At 41.9% G+C, this 19465-nt stretch carries 15 protein-coding genes; 4 read left to right on the plus strand and 11 right to left on the minus strand.

Going from position 1 to position 19465, the window contains the following annotated elements:
• Positions 1 to 3: 3 nt before the first annotated feature.
• From VB620_RS08710 to sufB, 5 genes are all read right to left on the minus strand, one after another.
• Positions 4 to 3051 carry a PAS domain-containing protein gene (locus tag VB620_RS08710; RefSeq protein ID WP_323195751.1) on the minus strand — a complete coding sequence of 1016 codons (3048 nt, stop codon included), beginning with the start codon at positions 3049 to 3051 and terminating at the stop codon, positions 4 to 6.
• Between the two features lie 919 nt (positions 3052 to 3970).
• Positions 3971 to 5233 (minus strand): SufS family cysteine desulfurase, encoded by a 1263-nt coding sequence (locus tag VB620_RS08715; protein WP_323195752.1) that lies wholly within the window; start codon positions 5231 to 5233, stop codon positions 3971 to 3973.
• 138 nt (positions 5234 to 5371) lie between these two features.
• Entirely contained in the window at positions 5372 to 6727 is a 1356-nt protein-coding gene (gene sufD / locus VB620_RS08720; protein WP_323195753.1) for a Fe-S cluster assembly protein SufD, read from the minus strand.
• Positions 6727 to 7509, minus strand: coding sequence for a Fe-S cluster assembly ATPase SufC (sufC, locus tag VB620_RS08725; protein ID WP_323195754.1), 783 nt, complete (start codon positions 7507 to 7509; stop codon positions 6727 to 6729). The genes sufD and sufC overlap by 1 nt, the downstream gene beginning before the upstream one ends.
• Positions 7510 to 7586: 77 nt before the next feature.
• Positions 7587 to 9026: a Fe-S cluster assembly protein SufB gene (gene sufB, locus VB620_RS08730; protein WP_323195755.1), complete on the minus strand. Its 1440-nt coding sequence runs from the start codon at positions 9024 to 9026 to the stop codon at positions 7587 to 7589.
• Positions 9027 to 9299: 273 nt separating this feature from the next.
• Here sufB and sufR point away from each other — a divergent pair, with 273 nt between their 5' ends.
• Together sufR and VB620_RS08740 are read left to right on the plus strand one after the other, a co-directional pair.
• Positions 9300 to 9986, plus strand: a complete 687-nt coding sequence (gene sufR, locus VB620_RS08735; RefSeq protein ID WP_323195756.1) for an iron-sulfur cluster biosynthesis transcriptional regulator SufR — start codon at positions 9300 to 9302, stop codon at positions 9984 to 9986.
• A gap of 94 nt (positions 9987 to 10080) precedes the next feature.
• Positions 10081 to 10341, plus strand: a complete 261-nt coding sequence (locus VB620_RS08740) for a hypothetical protein (protein WP_323195757.1) — start codon at positions 10081 to 10083, stop codon at positions 10339 to 10341.
• A gap of 352 nt (positions 10342 to 10693) precedes the next feature.
• On the opposite strand, the gene VB620_RS08745 is transcribed toward VB620_RS08740, so the two are convergent.
• A complete protein-coding gene (locus tag VB620_RS08745; RefSeq protein WP_323195758.1) occupies positions 10694 to 11020 on the minus strand; it encodes a YbjQ family protein in 327 nt (108 codons plus the stop codon).
• Between the two features lie 372 nt (positions 11021 to 11392).
• Between VB620_RS08745 and VB620_RS08750 the strand changes: the two genes are divergently transcribed.
• Positions 11393 to 12073 (plus strand): tetratricopeptide repeat protein, encoded by a 681-nt coding sequence (locus VB620_RS08750; protein WP_323195759.1) that lies wholly within the window; start codon positions 11393 to 11395, stop codon positions 12071 to 12073.
• A gap of 96 nt (positions 12074 to 12169) precedes the next feature.
• Here VB620_RS08750 and VB620_RS08755 read toward each other — a convergent pair whose 3' ends face one another.
• The 4 genes from VB620_RS08755 to VB620_RS08770 form a co-directional block, all read right to left on the minus strand.
• On the minus strand, positions 12170 to 13873 hold the full coding sequence (locus tag VB620_RS08755; protein WP_323195837.1) for an NAD+ synthase: 1704 nt from the start codon (positions 13871 to 13873) through the stop codon (positions 12170 to 12172).
• A gap of 286 nt (positions 13874 to 14159) precedes the next feature.
• Entirely contained in the window at positions 14160 to 14930 is a 771-nt protein-coding gene (locus VB620_RS08760; RefSeq protein ID WP_323195760.1) for an NUDIX hydrolase, read from the minus strand.
• Positions 14891 to 15490 (minus strand): nicotinate-nucleotide adenylyltransferase, encoded by a 600-nt coding sequence (locus tag VB620_RS08765; RefSeq protein ID WP_323195761.1) that lies wholly within the window; start codon positions 15488 to 15490, stop codon positions 14891 to 14893. Before VB620_RS08765 ends, VB620_RS08760 begins: the two co-directional genes overlap by 40 nt.
• Before the next feature lie 197 nt (positions 15491 to 15687).
• Entirely contained in the window at positions 15688 to 17082 is a 1395-nt protein-coding gene (locus tag VB620_RS08770) for a nicotinate phosphoribosyltransferase (protein ID WP_323195762.1), read from the minus strand.
• Positions 17083 to 17560: 478 nt separating this feature from the next.
• Between VB620_RS08770 and VB620_RS08775 the strand changes: the two genes are divergently transcribed.
• A complete protein-coding gene (locus VB620_RS08775) occupies positions 17561 to 17713 on the plus strand; it encodes a nicotinate phosphoribosyltransferase (RefSeq protein ID WP_323195763.1) in 153 nt (50 codons plus the stop codon).
• Between the two features lie 236 nt (positions 17714 to 17949).
• Here VB620_RS08775 and VB620_RS08780 read toward each other — a convergent pair whose 3' ends face one another.
• Positions 17950 to 19458, minus strand: coding sequence for a UbiD family decarboxylase (locus VB620_RS08780; protein ID WP_323195764.1), 1509 nt, complete (start codon positions 19456 to 19458; stop codon positions 17950 to 17952).
• Positions 19459 to 19465: the final 7 nt, after the last annotated feature.

A 19465-nucleotide genomic window follows, 5' to 3' on the forward strand; every position in this document is an offset into this window, starting at 1 on the left:
AGTTTACTTATCGTTGTGGTCATCAATGCTGCTTCGTTTTAAAACTTTCGAGACATCCTGTCGCAACGGCAATCGAATTGTAAAATTTGTACCTTGACCCCAAGCCGAATCACAAAGTAATTCTCCTTGATGATTGTTTCTCACAATTTGATAGCTATTGGATAATCCCATCCCCGTGCCTCTCCCAACAGGTTTAGTTGTAAAAAAGGGATTAAAAATGTTATCTTTAACCTCTTTACTCATGCCTATGCCGTTATCTTGCACTGAAATTAAAATAGCCTTTGATGGTTCTACCATTGTAGTGATAGTAATCATGCCCTGATAAGTGGGATGAACCCCGATAATTTGCCGTTCTTCAATGGCTTGAATACCATTCATCAGCAGGTTCATAAATACCTGATTTAGCAAGCCAATATAGCATTCTAATTTAGGCAGGTTGCCATAGTTCTTAATCACAGCAATTTCTGGTTTGCCCATCCTACCATTTACATGACTTTGTAAAATCATGAGGGTGCTATCAATATTTTCATGTAGGTCTACTGGCTTCAGATCAGCTTCATCTAAGCGTGAAAAGGTGCGTAGAGATTTCACAATATTTTGAATACGTGATGCACCTGTTTTCATTGATTGAAGGGTTTTAGGTAAGTCTTTAATGATAAACTCTAAATCAACTTCTTCTACTGCCTCCATGATTTCTATTGAGGGAGTGGGATAGGAAGTTTGGTAAAGTTCAATTATATGTAATAAATTTTTAGCATATTCTTCCAGAGGTTCTAGGTTGCCATAAATAAAACTAACGGGATTGTTAATTTCATGGGCAATACCTGCTACCAGTTGACCTAAACTGGACATCTTTTCCGATTGGATCAGTTGTATTTGAGTTTGTTGTAATTCTTCATAGGCTCTTTCCAATTCTTTGCTTTTGGCTTGGGAAGTTTGATAAAGGTCGGCTTGTTTAATGGCGATCGCCACCTGAGTCGCTAGATTTTGTAATAGATCAATTTCATCAGGTTTCCAAGCTAGACTCCCATCAATTCGTCCCATCTCAAACGCACCTATTTTACCCTCGGTGTGAATTGGTAAAGCCAGATAAAGATTAATCTTCATCGATTCACAAAAAGACCTTAGCTCTGGGTCTTGATTATCTTGTGAATTTTGGATATCGAGGGTATAAATTTTTTCTTCAAAAATATTCTGAAATAGCAGAGGAAACTCCTCAAGCTCATAAGAGCCTAACCAGCTGCAAAGTTGTGGGTTTCGCGTTTCTTGCACCACTTCCCATTGGGCTGTTTTAGCATCGGGATTATACCACGCAAATGCACAAATATCCAGATTCAGTTGCTCAAAGATAGCACAGACCGAACTTTCTAGGATACTATCCAAAGCCAAGGAGTTACGAATTTCTGTACTGAGTTGATTCAACACTTGGGTGCGATCAAGGATAGCTTTTAGTTGAGTCTGGGTATTCATCTGTTCAGTCATATCTCGCGCAGAAGCATAAATCAAATCTTCTTGAGGAATCGACAGCCATTCAATATAACGATAATTCCCATCTTTGGTACGATAGCGGTTTACGAATTTCATAATTGTGTGGCCATCCTTCAAATCTGAAATGGCCGCTAATGTTAAATCGAGATCGTCAGGATGTACAAAATCTAAGAAAACTTTGCCTTCTAAATCTGAGATAGAATAGCCTAATATACTTTCCCAAGCTTTATTCAGGCGGCGAAAATGCCCGCCACTGTCGGCAATGCAAAGTAAATCGAGAGAAATCGTGAAAAACCGTTCGAGTTCTATTTCTGCGATTCGGCGAACAGTAATATCCATGATGACCCCAAACATTTTTACCAATTTTTCGTCCTGAAATTCCAATTCAATCCGGCTATTGATGTAGCGAATTTCATCATCAAGCAGAATACGACAATCGAAATCCTGGGGTTTACCTTCTCTGGCGGCAGTAAATCGTTCTAAAAAGAAGGTACGGTCTTCTGGGTGAAATTGCTGGATATGCTGAGACAAACTGGGTTCACCTTGGTCTGGGGTCATGCCAAAGATGCGGAAAATTTCTTCTGACCAGGTGATTTTTTCGGTAACAAGGTCAAATGACCAGTGGCCTAAATGGGCAACTTCTTGGGATTTTTTCAGTTTTTCGCTGAGTTCTGTGAGGACGATTTCGGAACGTTTAATATCGCTAATATCAGTGTGAGTGCCAATAAACCGGGCTGGTTTGCCGTCTTGATCTCGTTCCACCACTTTACCCTGAACTGAATTCCATTTATATGTGCCATCTTTGCACCGGATACGATGGATATTTTCATAGGTTTCGGTTTCCCCTTGCAGATGTTTTGTGATATCCGCATACAACTGGGCTTTATCTTCCGTATGGATGCGGTTTTCCCATTCAGTCAGGTTATTTTCAAGGGGTTCTGTTAAATCATAGCCAAGAAATTCTTTCCACTGTTTTTCTGCAAAGCTGACCTCATTAGTTTGCAGATTCCAATCCCAAAGTCCTGTATTCGAGGATTCCAAAGCCAGCTGTAACTGAGTCTGGACTTGTCTTAGTTCCGTTAATGTATCTTCTAAGTAACTGGATTGCCGTCGAGAGGAGGCTTCAGACTCTAGCAGTTTTTCTTGTTGCTTTTGCAGTAAAGCATCGGACCTGGAGACGAAGAGAAAGAGTACACCATAAAGAACTATCAAAGTTAGAGAAACTCTAGTCAGAATCTGGCGTTGGATTGATCCAATCTGTTCCAACCAGGGAGTAACATCAGTGTAAACCTCAAACACACCGACAATTTCTCCATCAGCCTGATAATTATAAATAGGAATATAGCTGGCGAGTAAATGACGATTCTCAATATGGCTGTTTAAGGCTGTGAAGGTATCTCGATGCCCAAGTTGACTGGTAACTTGGCCTAATGTAGCATTTTTAAAAGCAGAGGACATGGCTACATCTCCAATTTGAGCCAACTCTGTTGAGAACACCGTCCGCCCTTGCAAGTCAAAAATCTTGACTTTTTCCACTGGGGAACCTTCAACGTGGGTTAGCACCGCGCTCCGGATCTGACTAATTCTAGGGTCTGCCACTAGCGCTTCATCACTCAAGTTTTGAGTAGAGGTAAGAAATAACCCATACTCTGGCCAGAGAGTCCTCGCCAGCAGTTTAGTGAGGATGACATTATTCTCCTCCTTAGTATTGACTAAGTTTTGTATAGCCTGCTGATAATAGAAAGTAGTGAGCCAGCCAATGGCCAGGGCAAATGAAAAAAGGCTAACAATTGAGAAACTTGGCAGTAATTTAAAGGGTTTTTGTGATTTTGATCTCTTATTTAAGACAAGTCTATTTAATAATGTTTTTTTTTAACCTGTACGGTTGAGTCGGGTTTTATGGGTCGATTCATCGTTAATTAGGGTTTTTACTGATTGCTCTCAATACTTTAGTGGTCTGTTAAAAATTAATTGACTAATAAAGGAATGTATCGCTAAAGGGAAAGCTTGACTTTAAGCCCAGGGTGAATGAAGCACATACCATAAAGGACACAAAGAGCGCTCAGGAAGAAGAAAAATGGACAGATTTAATTTGTTCACCCATCATTTTTGAGTTGACAGACTACTAGTTTAGAGGGATTGAGAAAGCTGATTACTTTAGGTAGTTCAGCATATTTGGGCTTTCCACTTCTCATTAAACCCCTTTCCTAATCATTTAATTTAGTTGTTGTGTACTGGCTAATGGCTCTTTTATTGATGTGTTAGAGGTAAGGGTACAATATATTAGTTCAAGAATTATGTATAAAATCTTAGCATAAGACAATTAATAAAAAAATCTAACTTAAGTAAGAGCCAATAATTATAGCAGATGTCAAGAAGGATCTGAACCCAGTCCCCATCTGTATATTCTGTTGGCGCTGCTACCCGACTACTTCTGTTTTGCAGCACCCAATAAAAAAGGTGGGAATTACCCACCTGAGATTTAATCTCGGAACCCAGCAAAAAAGTCCAGGGTTTCTTTCAGAGCTTTGATAAAAATATCGATTTCGGCGTGGGTGTTATAGAAAGATAAACTTACCCTTGCGGTTCCCGGTAAACCTAAATAACGGTGTAAGGGATGAGTACAATGGTGACCAGACCGAATGGCGACACCTTCTTGATCTAATAATGTGGATAAGTCGTTGGGGTGGACATCTGCGGCGGTAAATGCAGCTAAAGCGGCTCTCCCTTCCCCTTGGGCGTTGGGTTGGGGTCCGTAAATTTGAATTTGGGGTATTTGCGCTAGTTGGTGGAATAAATAGGCGGTGAGTTCGGCTTCGTAGGCGTGGATTTTATCCATACCTATGTTAGTAAGATAATCTACTGCTGCGCCTAGTGCGATCGCCTCCGCAATTGCAGGTGTACCGGCTTCAAATTTATGAGGTAATTCTGCATAGGTGGAATGGTCTAAATAGACATCGGCAATCATTTCACCACCACCTAAAAATGGCGGCATAGATTCCAAGATTTCCAATTTACCATATAAAAACCCGATGCCAGTGGGGGCGCACATTTTATGACCGGAAGCAACTAACCAATCACAGTTAATTTGTTGGACATCGACAGGGGTATGGGGTACACTTTGACAAGCATCAACTAAGAATTTTGCAGCGTATCTGTGAGCAATTTCTCCAATTTCTGCTACTGGATTAATACAACCCAAGGTATTAGAAATATGGCTGACTGCAACCAATTTTGTTTTCTCTGAGATCAGGTTTTTAAACTGTTCTAAATCAAAACTACCTTCTGGTGTCAATTGGACAAACTTTAACACCGCCCCGGTTTTTTGTGAGACAAATTGCCAAGGAACAATATTACTGTGGTGTTCCATTACCGAGAGAATAATTTCATCTCCTGGTTGCAAATTGTTCATTCCCCAGCTGTAAGCTACTAGATTAATGGCTTCACTGGCGTTGCGGGTATAGATAATTTCCTGACGTGACGCAGCATTAATAAATTTAGCGACTTTATCTCGCGCACCTTCGTAAGCATCTGTAGCTTTGGCGCTGAGAGCGTGAGCGCCACGATGGACATTAGAATTATATTGTGTGTAATAATCCCGTAAAGCATTTAAGACGAACAGGGGTTTTTGGGAAGTAGCCGCATTATCTAGATAAACCAAAGGCTTTCCGTTAACTTCCTGATGCAAAATAGGGAAGTCAGCGCGAACTTGATCTGCTAGGGTTTTGGTAGAGGTGAAAGTCATGGGTTATTAGTCAAGCAATTTTAGATTTTAGATTTTAGATTTTGGATTGACTCCACAGATAAATCTATAGGTTTGAGGATTTAGGATTTGGGATTGATTCCCCAGATAAATCTGGGGGTTTGTAGCATTAAGGAAATATTAGTGATTAGTCGCAGACTTGAGACTATTGACTGTGTTTAATAAGATTTCTTGGAGAGATTGGAGTGGGATTTGGTTGATGATTTCCGCAGCGAAAGCATTAATTAACAACTTACGGGCATCATTTTCATTAATTCCCCGACTTTGGAGATAAAAGATTTCATCATCTTCTAACTGACTAACGGTAGCACCATGAGCGCATTTTACGTTGTCGGCGGTAATTTCCAACTGGGGCTTAGTATCAACTCTCGCCTTTGGTGATAGTAGCAAATTGCGATTTAACTGACCTGCATTTGTTAACTGTGCGGGTTTCGGTACAAAAACCTTGCCATTGAAAACTGCATGGGCGCGATCGCCTACAATACACTTATGTAATTGTTTGCTGGTACTATGGGGATGATTCAGTGCGATCGCACTATGAGTATCACCCACTTGTTTCTCAGAAATCATCGTCAAACCGTTGAGAGTCGTTTCAGTTTGCTCACCAGTTTGCCAAACCTCCAAATTGTGGCGCGATAACCGACCGCCAAAAGTCAAAGCATGACAAGTATAGCGACTATCACGAGCTTGAGTCACAGCAGTCTTCCCAATATGAAAAGCCTCTGCACCTTCCCGCGCCACCCGCGTATGATTCACCTGAGAATTTTCACCCAGCCAAACTTCCGTCACCGCATTAGTGAAATAAACCCCCTCTGCGTCCTCTGCGCCTCTGTGGTTAATAAACTCTTCCACCACAGTCACACTAGCACCAGACTGAGCCACCACCAAACACCGGGGCTGAGAAATCGTCGCCTTCTCCCCAGCACTATTCACAAACAACAGATGAATAGGGGTTTCTACAATCACATTTTTTTCCACCCAAATCACCGCCGCATCAGAGATACCCGCAGTATTGAGAGCAGTAAAAACCTCCTGTGAACCCTCAGCTTGAGCCAGATATGGTTGAAAATTCTGCTGCTGAGACTCAGAAAAACCCGCCAAATTACCTACCACCAAACCAGAAGGTAAATCTTCAACAGCAGATAAATCCGGCGTATAAACACCATTCACAAACACCAAACGACTGTTAACAGCCTCCGGTAAAATCAAAGACGAGATATCAACTGATTGTAACTCTCTGTCCAGATGAAACTGCACCTGACGCAGCGCCGACAAATCAGTAAAACGCCATTCCTCATTACGAGTATTGGGGAGAGTAGAATGACGAACTCTAGCAGCAGCATCTTGGCGTAATTCCAGCAAAGAATTTGCAGTTTTCGAGAGAATTACCTCACTTAATAACCCAATCAAATAATCATCATTATCCAACAGAGTAGTAGATTCAGTCACCGGATTAGGAGAAACTTGCATAGTCATTACACACCCACCTCAGCAGCTTCCAAAACCCATTCATAACCGCGCTCTTCCAATTCCAGCGCCAAATCCTTACCACCACTAGTAAGAATGCGACCATGAGCCATGACATGGACAAAATCCGGCACAATATAATCAAGTAATCGTTGATAGTGAGTAATCATAATTGTGGCATTGTCTGGATTAGCCAATTGATTCACACCATCAGCCACAATTCTCAGAGCATCAATATCCAAACCGGAATCAGTCTCATCCAGAATACCCAACTTTGGTTCTAGCAGAGCCATTTGCAAAATTTCATTGCGCTTCTTCTCACCACCAGAAAAACCCTCATTCAGACTGCGATTCAAGAAAGAAGGATTCATCTTCACCACATCCAACCTTTCCTCAATCAAATCATCAAAATCGAAAGCATCCAACTCCTCCAAACCCTGAGCCTTGCGGCGAGAATTGTAAGCCACCCGTAAAAAATCCAAATTACTTACACCGGGAATTTCCAACGGATATTGAAAAGCCAAAAACACACCCGCTCTAGCACGTTCCTCCGGTTCCATTTCCAATAAATTTTGACCTTGGAAAATCACCTCACCACCAGTCACCTCATAAGCAGGGTGTCCAGCCAGAACCTTAGAAAAAGTACTCTTACCAGAACCATTCGGTCCCATAATCGCATGAACTTCCCCAGAGCGAACCTCAAGATTCAAACCCTTCAAAATCGGAGTTCCATCAACACTAGCCGTCAAATCCCTAACCGACAGCACAACATCACTATTTTCAATAATCATCTTCTTTCTTCTCTTCCCTTCTCTTCTCTTAACTTCGCTAACTTTGCGCCCTTTGCGGTTCGTTCCTCTAACACCAACTACCCAACACTACCTTCCAACTTCAGACTCAACAACTTATCAGCTTCCACAGCAAACTCCATAGGTAGCTGATTAAAAACATCCTTACAGAAACCGCTAATCATCATCGAAATAGCGTCCTCCTGCGAAATACCCCGTTGAGCGAAGTAAAATAATTGATCTTCCCCAATCTTAGAAGTAGAGGCTTCATGCTCCACCTTCCCAGAGTTATTTTGCACCTGAATATAAGGGAAAGTATTAGCATGGGCATTATCGCCAATCAGCATTGAGTCGCACTGAGAATAATTTCTCGCGCCCTGAGCAGTGGGATTCACCTTCACCAAACCGCGATAACTATTACTAGAATTTCCCGCAGATATACCCTTAGAAATAATCGTGCTGCGAGTATTTTTACCAACGTGAATCATTTTTGTTCCCGTGTCAGCTTGCTGCATATTATTTGTCAGCGCCACCGAGTAAAATTCACCTACGGAATTATCACCTACTAATACACAGCTAGGATACTTCCAAGTAATGGCCGAACCTGTTTCTACTTGAGTCCAGGAAATTTTAGAATTTACACCTTGACACAAACCACGTTTGGTCACGAAATTATAAATTCCACCTTTACCCTTTTCGTCGCCGGCGTACCAGTTTTGGACTGTGGAGTATTTGATTTCGGCGTTGTCCAGGGCGACTAGTTCCACCACTGCTGCGTGGAGTTGGTTGCTGTCGTACATGGGCGCAGTGCAACCTTCGAGGTAGGAAACATAGCTACCTTCTTCGGCGACAATCAAAGTCCGTTCAAACTGTCCTGTATCACCGGAGTTGATGCGGAAATATGTCGATAGTTCCATTGGGCATTTTACGCCTTTAGGAATATAGACAAATGAGCCATCACTAAATACAGCACCGTTAAGAGCTGCAAAATAATTGTCTGCTGGGGGGACGACGCTACCCAGGTACTTGCGGACAAGTTCGGGATGTTCTTGTAAAGCTTCGGAAATTGAGCAGAAGATAACTCCATCTTCGGCGAGTTTTTCTTTAAATGTGGTAGCGACAGAAACGCTATCGAAAATTGCATCTACGGCGACATTGGAGAGGCGCTTCTGTTCTGATAGGGAAATACCTAATTTTTCAAAGGTTTCCAGGAGGGTGGGATCTACTTCATCTAAGCTGTTAAGCTGGGCTTTCTTTTTTTTAGGGGCGGAGTAGTAGATAATATTTTGATAGTCGATGGGGGGATAGTTGACACTTGGCCAAGTTGGTTCTGTCATTTTTAGCCACTGACGATAGCATCTGAGGCGAAAATCTAACATGAACTGTGGCTCGTTCTTCTTGGCGGAGATCAAGCGAACAACGTCCTCATTTAGTCCACGGGGGATAGTGTCGGCTTCGATATCGGTGATAAAGCCGTACTTGTAGGGTTGGTTGACTAAGGTTTTGGCAGTGGCACTCATCGTTATTAATCTCTTGTGTTCAGAACAGTAATTGTGGAATCTGTTTACGAAAATCTCTTTAAGGATGGGAGACGGGCTGTGTTTGAGCCTTTTCCCTTTGGGTGTGACCTAGTGGTTACAGGGCTGTTACAATAGGAGTTGGGGAGTAAAACAACAAATACGTTGTTTAATTTATTTTCATTTTACGCTAAATTAACAACAAGAATGTTGTTAAAGTCAAATTTTCTGAAAAAAAAATTGTGGGGGACGTTCGCGGAGCGTCTTGTAGAGAAAATGGAGATTACTCACCAGACCTCAACCAAGCAAGATATTCTGGAGTATCTGCTTCAACGCTCGCAAGCAACGGCTTTTGAGTTAGCGGAAGTTTTAGATGTGAGCAAGCAAGCAATTCGCCGTCATTTGAAGGATTTGGAGACGGATGAGTTAGTTTTGTATACGTCTGTACAAGTGGGGATGGGGCGGCCGCAACATATATATAAGTTAAGTGGTCGGGGACGATCGCGCTTGCAACGGAGTTTAAATGATTCTCAAAGCGATCGCTATGGTGAATTTGCGGTGTCGCTGCTGGACACTTTAGCCGAAACTGTAGGACGTGACCAAGTTAGCTCGATTTTACAAAAACAGTGGGAGCGTAAAGCTCAAGAATACCGCGATCGCCTGGGTAACGGATCACTGCAAGAGCGTGTAGCTAATTTAGTTAATCTCAGAAAAGCAGAAGGATTCATGGCGGAGTATCACTCTGTGGAATCCTCACAAGAGGATAGCTTTATTTTCATGGAACATAACTGCGCCATTTCTAATGTCGCCGAATCTTTCCCTAGTATCTGCGGTCATGAATTAGAAATGTTTGCGGCGGTGCTACCAGATTGTCACGTAGAGCGCACTCATTGGATTATCAATGGTGAACATCGTTGCGGCTATTTAATTCAAGCCCTACCAGAACAATCACATTCAGTTTAAATCATGGCTAATATTTGAGTAGTAAGGCTTTTTACTAATCAATAATTATCTATTGTCCATAAATCAATATTTAACTAGGTTTAAAACTAACTATATGGATACACCACCGCAGCAACCAACAACCCAATTTCTCACATTAGAAGAGTCAGCACAAGTTGATGCAGCTTTGTTGGCTTCTCCCGAAAAGTTTTTAACCAGATTAACAATTTCATCCCTGAAACTTTTAAAGTATATCGCCCAAGAATACGGTGTGGCGATGGAAGATTTAACAACACAACAAGTCATTAGTTGGTTTGAAAAGGATGCCAAAATCAAGCGGGAACAAGGAATTGAAGCTGCATATTTAAAATGGTAAATATGAGATTCTCCACAATCTAGTTTTGGTAGTTATAGCAGGGGAGTAGGGAGTAGGGAGTAGGGTAAAAGCCTTTCAGTATCTAACTTTTATGATCAGTTTATGTCCTAACGTCCTTGGCGGTTGCTATATCTAAATTTATCTAGAGACGTTATTAGAACTTACGCACAAATTAGAGATAAGGTATCACCAACCGCATACCACAGAGACACAGAGAAACCTGAGTTTGAGAGAGTTTTTGCGTAAGTCCTAGTTATATATAACGTCTCTATCGCAAAGCATAAGGCTGATATTCATGAAAAAATAGGAGCAGTCATTACCTATTAAATATGAAGATCATACCATTCACTAGTTAACCCATTTTTACAGCAGTACCTGTGGCTGTAATCACTAACAAAACTCCGCTCTGATCAACATTAATTGTGCCAGTATCAAATTGAATCCCAATGATAGCATCTGCTCCTAAACGCTGGGCGCGTTGTTTTAATTCTTCTATTGCTTTTTGTTGACCCTCCTCAAATAAACGTTCATAGCTACCAGTCCGACCACCAATAATATCTCGAATACCGGCAAAAAAATCGCGGAGGAAATTACTACCATAGACGACTTCCGCCGTCACAATCCCTAAATATGATTCAATTATCGCCCCTTGAATGACATCAGTTGTTGTGATAATCATAAATTAGCTCCGTAAATAGCAAAGTCATTACATTTGTGGTTGAGGTTAAGTGTGTTTCCCTCTTCTGCATCCGTATATTCTCTAATGGGATCATAGCAAGGTCAGATACCTTTTGTTGGTTTCGCAGGAACTCTATGGGAAAAAAATCTTAAAAACAGGCATTTTGTCCTCCCACAAATTCATTGTTGAGATATACTGAATACTCTATAATAATCAATCTGGAATTTAATATAAATTCAGGAGGTTTGTTGCTGTAAAAAAGTATTTGAATTAACAATTTATTGGCTGTGAAGTAAATCAAGAAGTTTTCAAATTTGAAAATTTTTGTTTTAATGTACAAAAAAAGTCCCATAAAGTTTTAGGAAGTTTACTATGTACAAACGTATATCACTGATAATTGGCGTTCTCAGCTTAGGATTTGGTGCTGTTAGCATTCCAATGGTAGCTGAAGCTCAGGTGTTAATAGCGCAAACCGCAAACCCGCAAGTAAAGAGGATGTTTGAGGAAGGCAAGAAACTGGTGGCACTTAAGGACTATAATGGGGCGATCGCCATTTATCAACAGGCTGCTAATATCGAGCCAAGGAATGCTAAAATTCATTCTGGTATTGGCTATCTTTATGCCCAATTAGGAAATTTTCAACCTGCACTAGCTTCTTATCGTCGGGCGATCGCCATTGATGGAAATAATAGTGATTTTCATTACGCTGTCGGTTACATCAAAGTGAATTTGGGTGACACGAATGGCGCAAAAGATTCTTACCGTCGTGCCATCCAACTCAACCGTAACAATTTAAATGCTTATTTGGGATTGGGTGTCACTCAAGCCCGTTTGGGAGACTTTACAGCAGCGAATTGGGCTTACGGAGAAGCAATTAAACTAGACCCTAATAATGCCCAAACTTATGAGTTTATGTCTTTGATGTATAAACAGAGACGACAAATTCCCCGTGCCAAAAGCTTACTGCAAAAAGCCCGTAACTTATATCAACGCAGCAATGATTCCCTGAGTGTGAACAGAATAGATGGGATGTTGCGGGAATTAGGAGGGTGAATCAGTAAACAGTTATCAGTTATCAGTTACTTGTACTGAGCGTAGTCGAAGTATCAGTTATCAAGGCATGAGGGAATTTAATCCCGCCACCAAGGACTACGATTTAGGGCTGTTTTTAGTCTGATAGACATTGTTCACAGCAGCCCAATTACTAGCAATTGGCATTCGCCAACCAGTGCCAAAAGCGCGATCAGTAATTTTTAATCCTGGGGGTGCTTGTCGGCGTTTAAATTCAGCCCGCGCCACCATTTGAATAATGCGATTGACAATTACCGGATCATGTCCTGCGTCCACCATTTGGGCTGCTGATTGGTGATTGTGAATCAAGCGTTGCAAGATGTCGTCTAAGATTTCGTAGGCGGGGAGAGAATCTTGATCAACTTGTCCTGGTTTGAGTTCGGCGCTAGGGGGTTTGGTGAGAATATTTTGGGGGATGATTTCGGTATCCCGATTTAACCAATGACAAAGTGCATAAACACGGGTTTTGGGAACATCAGCAATGACAGCCAAGCCGCCATTCATATCACCGTAAAGGGTGCAGTAACCCACTGCCATTTCTGATTTATTACCGGTGGATAGTAAGAGATAACCGAATTTATTGGCGATCGCCATTAATAAATTACCTCGAATCCGGGACTGAATATTCTCTTCAGCAATGCCAAATTCAGTATCTACAAATAAATCAGCTAAGGTGTGGTCAAACCCTTGCATTAATTCCCCAATCTTTAAAATCTTGGTTTCAATCCCCAACGTTTCTCCTAATGCTAAAGCATCGCTGACAGAATGGGCGGAACTATAGGGAGAAGGCATAAGAACACCGAGGACATTTTTGTTACCAAGAGCAGCAGAGGCGATCGCCGCTACTAATGCCGAATCAATTCCCCCACTTAAACCCAGCACCACTTTAGAAAAACCACATTTCTGGGCATAGTCGCGCAGTCCCAAAACCAAAGCTTGCCAAATTTCCTCTGCTTCTGATTCATGTATCGGTGCAATATCAGCCGCTAGTAAATCTCGCTGCGCCTCATCAAATTCAACTATCGCTAAATCAGTGGTAAAACCATTCGCACGACAGACAATTTCACCTTGACGATTCAAAGCAAAACTGCGACCATCAAAAATTAAATCGTCATTTCCCCCGACTTGATTAGTATAAATAATTGGTTGGGCAAACCGCACCGCACTATGTTTGAGCATAGATTCTCGATACTGCTGCTTACCGACACTGTAAGGTGAAGCGGATAAATTTACAATTACATCCACACGCAGAATTGCTAAATCAGCAATGGGATTAACTGCATAACTACGTTTACCTAAAAATTCCTCATCATTCCATAGATCTTCGCAAATCGTCACCCCAATATCAATATTATCGAGGGTGAAATAACTAGCTTGTACACCTGATTCAAAATAACGATTTTCATCAAAGACATCATAAGTAGGTAAAAGCCGTTTATGAAAAATTTGTTTTACCTGTCCATTTTCTAACAGAGCGATACTATTAAATAAACTTTTACCCCCAGTGCTATGGGCTTTTAAATTTGGGGAAACAGTTCCTACCAATACAGCTAAATCCGTCGGTAAATCTGTAGCTAGCTTTTTTAAAGTCGTCGCCATTCCTGAGATAAAACTAGGATTTAGTAATAAATCTCTGGGGGGATAGCCACATAAAGAAAGTTCTGGTGTTAATAATAAACGCGCTCCTTTAGCAGCAGCAGCTTGGGCGGCTTCTAGAATTTTTTGAGCATTACCAGACAAGTCACCAATAGTTGGATTAAGTTGAGCGATCGCAATTTTCATCATGAATATTTATAGCAGAGAATAAACAAGTAAAATAACACCCCATCAATTTCTCAGGACTTACGCAAAATCTACGTTTTCTTGGCGTTCTTGGCGGCTTGGCGGTATGCGCTTCGCGCACGCTACGCGAACGATAAATCAAGATTTTTGGCAATTGTTGCGTAAGTCCTATTTCTAATTAATCGTATTTAGTGAGCAAACTCCCCTAAACTCCGGCTTTACTTTTCAAGGAGAGAAACTTCGCTAATGTTTGCTTCCGGATATAATTCGGCTACATCCAGAAATATTAAATAAACACCAAAGGCTTATCCTTAAAAGGTGCAAAAGCTTCAGCATCAAAACGATATAAAGTCGCCGGACGACCAGCACCCCGTGATACCTTAATTCCCGTATCTGACAAAAAACCTAACTTAAGTAGACGCGCCCGAAAGTTAGAATAATCAGCAAAGTTGTCGCCTAAAACTGTAGTGTATAACTGATATAAATCATTCAAAGTAAAGGTAGCGGGTAAAACATCAAAAGCCACCGGACTATACTCTAACTTATTTCTTAAACGTCTATGTCCGTAAGCCAAAACCTGATTATGATCAAAGGCCAATTGCGGCACATCTTTAACTGGATACCAAGCAATCCCAGAGACTTTATCAGCAATTAATTCTGCTTCTTCAAACCTCACCAAAGCAAAGTAACTAACTGATAGATAACGGATAGCATAACTATCATTAGCTTCTCGTGGATCGCGGTGGGGTCCGCCAAAAGTGTATAATTGCTCTAAATAGAGATTATTCACGCGAATTTTCTCCGCCATAATCCGATAAGCAGCATCTTCTAAAGATTCCCCTTGACGCACCAAAGTACCCGGAAGACTCCAAGAATTTAAAAATGGTTCCTGCTGTCGCATGACTAAAAGAACTAGCAGCCGATTTTGGGCAGTATCTACAGAGAAAATAACATTATCAACACCGACTTTAAAATCTGCCAAATGTTGCATCTCGGATTCGACACAAGGTTGTTTATTTAACGGAGTTGGTAACTTTTTGTGGTTGCGTCCTGGCATTTGTACAAATGCTCTTGATGAATATAAGCGATAATGGGGGGAGTCAGGGCTTCAGTATCTCCATGTTCACGATAGGCGGTGGAAGAAACATCTATACCAGTTAAGTTAGCGATCGCAACTTGACCGCCCAAACTTTGCACCGTCTGCAAGCTATACTCATCTATGGCATATCCTGGACGTGGCACAATTAGCAGTTGCACTTGCTGTAACAAACTTTTAATCATATACCAGCGCGGTAACTGATGTAATAAATCAGAACCAACCACCAAAATCAACTCAGTCTTACCACCCCAACGAGACTGGGCTTTTTCCACAGTTTCCAAAGTTCGGAAGCTACTCAAATCCTGTTCCAAAGCAACATTACGCCGTGGCGTAGCCATATCCGTAATCAACAACTGCAACATCCTCGCCCGATGTTCCAAAGGCGTTTGGTGAGACTTAAACGGATTATCAGCCGCCCAAACAGCTACCCTATCATAATTCTCAGACAACCACCTGATAATCTTCTCATGTCCAGCCGTCGGCGGATCTGCACTCGTACCAAACAAAGCAATTCTCATAATTTATCCCAATTTTCAAAGAAGAATCAGTCCGAATTACGAACTACGAATTACGACAGGACTTACGCATAATCTACGTTTTCTTGGCGTTCTTGGCGGCTTGGCGGTTCGATAAATCAAGATTTTTGGCAATTGTTGCGTAAGTCCTGTACGAATTACGAACTACGAATTACGAATTACGAACTACGAATTACGAACTACGAATTACGAACTACCTCTGCGGTTCTTTTCTCCGTCTTTAAAATCAACTCCTGCAACCGGGCAGAAATTGCCACATCCACCTCCACAGGCGCATCTAAACGGCGAGTTTCCGCCGGTAAACTAGCCACACTAGCCGCAGTGCGTTGGCGAATTTCCTGTAAACTAGCTGGCGGATGCAAAGGTTGACCATTCTGGACTACCAACTGCAACAAAGGAGATCCTGAGATATTGCTTTCATCTGCTAAAGCTAAAGTATCAGTTTTGACTTGACCTCCTACCAAAGAGCGAAAAATTTGCTTGCGTCCGGGATAACTCACCTTACTACTAGAATGTTTCATTACTGGAATCCCATCTATTTCCACCAATTTATAGACTCCATTCACAGGCGCACCTGTAACTAGTCGAGTTCCCAGCCCATAGCCATCAATTTCTGCACCAGCAGCCTGGAGTCTGGCAATTTCCCATTCATCTAAATCGCCACTAGCAAAAATTGATACATCAGGAAGAAGCGATCGCACTTGTTTTGACAAACTGACTAGATCTCCAGAATCCAACCTCACCCCAGCTAATTCCATTTCTCCACCATTCACTTTTGCGGCTAAATGCTCGGCCGCAGCCATAGTATCATAAGTATCAATTAACAATGGCGCACCGGGAAAATAGCGATGAAAAGCCGTAAAAGCCTGTTCTTCACTACCTGTCATTGCTGATAGTGCCATAACTAAAGCGTGAGCCATCGTACCACTAGGCTGTTCTCCCAGTTGTAACGCTGCTAACACATTAGAGGTAGCATTTAAACCCCCAGCTAAAGCCGCCCGCGCCGCCCACAAAGAACCTTGGGGACTAAATGCCCTTCTCGTGCCAAATTCCAGCAGAGTCGCTGTCTCCCCCGCCACATCACGCAGACGTGCCGCCCTAGTAGCGATTAAAGTTTGATAATTAATCGTATTTAGTAAGTAAGTTTCCACCAGTTGGGCTTGCCACAAAGGTGCTTCCACCCGCAATAATGGCTGATTAGCAAATACGGCTGTTCCTTCTGGTACTGCCCAAACATCCCCAGTGAAACACCCTTCAGCTAACAGTGTCCAAAACTTGGGCGTAGCATGAGCAAAAATGCCTGTCTCCTGTAATGCCTGTATTTGGGTGGGACTAAAGCGGAAGTTTGCTAAATAGGTCAAAACCTGATCTAGCCCCATACTGATTAAATAGCCGAAATTTTCTGGCAAGCGTCTCACAAATAATTCAAAATTAGCCCGTCGTTGTTCTACACCTTCACCTGTATAACAAGCCGCCATTGTTAGCTGGTAAAGATCCGTAAGTAGACTGTAATCGTCCGCACACAGAGTTAATTCTGATTTACCGATGCCATCCCGGTTTGGAAAAGTTGCCATGTAAGAGCGTCCTTAAAAGAATGCTGCTTTTATTATGGTAGATTTTACTATAAATAATGTCAAGTTTACCCATAAAATCACTCATTTCTTGGTATTTACCCCGGTAGAAAAAATACATTCATGGAGTAATCTGCTAATATTTAATATATCTTAATAGTGATTTCAACCAATATTAAAGGATAAAATTGGGCTGTGTTCAGATTTAGCTCAATAACTTATTATAGAAATTAAAGCGTAAACTTACGCATTCCCTCAAGTATTACAAAGATAAGCAAAGAACTATTCAGAACTTACGCAAAAGCTCGCTCAAATCCTGATTTCTCTGTGTCCTCTGCGTCTCTGTGGTTAATTATTCCGTAATTTTTCCGTAAGTCCTACTATTGTAGATATTGTCAATACATTGCAATTTTAATCTAGTTGAGAATATCTGCGCTAAGATTAGAGAACAATTAAATACGACTCAAACAAGGAGTCCAATATGGCTATTTCAAATATATTCATCAGCGTCATGCAGTATATTTCTGAGGCTATGATGCGGATTTTTAGCCCCAGTGACGATGCTTATCCCGTGATTGGTGTGCAGCCATTTACAGGAGAACTGTATAAACGTAAAAACTCCAACGCTTGGTAGTTCCGCAAATTCCACTATAAATCCAAAAAATAACTCTAATCTCCCTCCTGGCGGGCGAGGCTATCGTGTACACACAAGTCTTATCAAGTTGCCTAACAGCCTTTCGATCCCCCCTAACCCCCCTTCAGAAGGGGGGAAATTTCTTAAAGTCCCCCTTTTTAAGGGGGATTTAGGGGGATCAGATCACTTGTGTGTACACCGTAGCTCATAGCCGGCGAGGGGGGAACTAATAATTTCTACCGCATATCGTAGCCGAATAAGTTGGGATCTACTTCCCCTAAGTTTAAATCTGCTAAACCATACTCAGCCCAGCGTTTGTCTACCATTGCGGCTATATCGGGATCGGATTCTAAGGGTAAACCCCATTCGTGATCTGTTTCCGGTGGTATTTTGGTAGTGGCATCAATTCCCATTCTTCCACCTAGACCAATTTTCTCGCTGGCAAAATCTAAGGTGTCGAAGGGTGTATTGGGTAAAATAAATACGTCTCTGCTGGGATCAACTTTGGAACTAATCGCCCACACTACTTGACGGGGATCACGAATGTTTATATCTTTGTCTACGACAATGACAAATTTGGTGTAGGTAAATTGGGGTAAGGCACTCCAAAATGCTAATGCTGCCCGTCGCGCTTGTCCAGGATATGCTTTATCAATGGAAATAATCGCTGCTTTGTAACTTAAAGCTTCCATTGGGAGGAAGAAATCCACAATTTCGGAGACTTGTTGCCGCAGAATAGGAGTATAGATCCGATTCAGGGCGATCGCCATCATTGCTTCTTCTTTGGGTGGACGACCGCTAAAGGTGGTTAAATAAATGGGATCTTTGCGGTGGGTCATACAGTGGAACCGCACTAATGGGGAATCTTCCACACCGCCGTAATAACCCATGTGATCACCAAAGGGTCCATCGGGTAATACTTCCCCCGGTGTAATTGTCCCTTCTAAGACAAACTCTGAATCTGCGGGAACTTCTAAATCTACGGTTTTACACTTGGCTAAGTTGACACCGGAACCGCCATAGAGTCCGGCAAATAACCATTCTGATAAGTCTACAGGAATGGGGGTAGCAGCTGCCATAATAATTAGAGGATCTACACCCAGGGCGATCGCCACTTCTAATTTTTTACCATGTTCCGCAGCTTTGCGTAAATGTCTCGCCCCACCCCGCACTGATAACCAGTGAACAGTCATGGTATTTGGAGATTGCAGTTGCAAACGATACACACCCACATTCGGCGTACCCGTCTCACAATCCTTAGTAATTACCAATCCCAGGGTGATAATCTTGCCAGCATCACCAATATAAGGACGTATCAACGGTAACTTATTTAGATCTAAGTCATTTCCTTGAATTACTACCTGCTGACAAGCCGGGAAAAAATCTCTTCCTGGTTTAGCCTTCACCACATCAAACAGCACTTTCCCAAAATCTATGGCTTGGGAAATCTTTTTCGGTGGTTTTGGTTGTTGCAGCATACTCAGCTTTTTACCCAAAGTCTCTAATTCCTCTGGATGCTGCATATTCATTGCCCAGCATATCCTTTCTACGGTTCCCATCAAGTTCACCGCTACCGGGAAGGATGCACCTTTGACGTTCTCAAATATTAATCCTGGTCCACCTTGTTGCAGCATCCGGTTGGAAATTTCTGCAATTTCTAATTCTGGGTCAACTAAAGCTGAAATTCGCTTCAATTGTCCTTTTTCTTCCAGAATTTTAATGAATCCTCGTAAGTCTCTCGCCATGGTGCTA

Origin of the sequence: Nodularia harveyana UHCC-0300 (genome assembly GCF_034931085.1) — a bacterium.
Lineage (GTDB): Bacteria > Cyanobacteriota > Cyanobacteriia > Cyanobacteriales > Nostocaceae > Nodularia > Nodularia harveyana.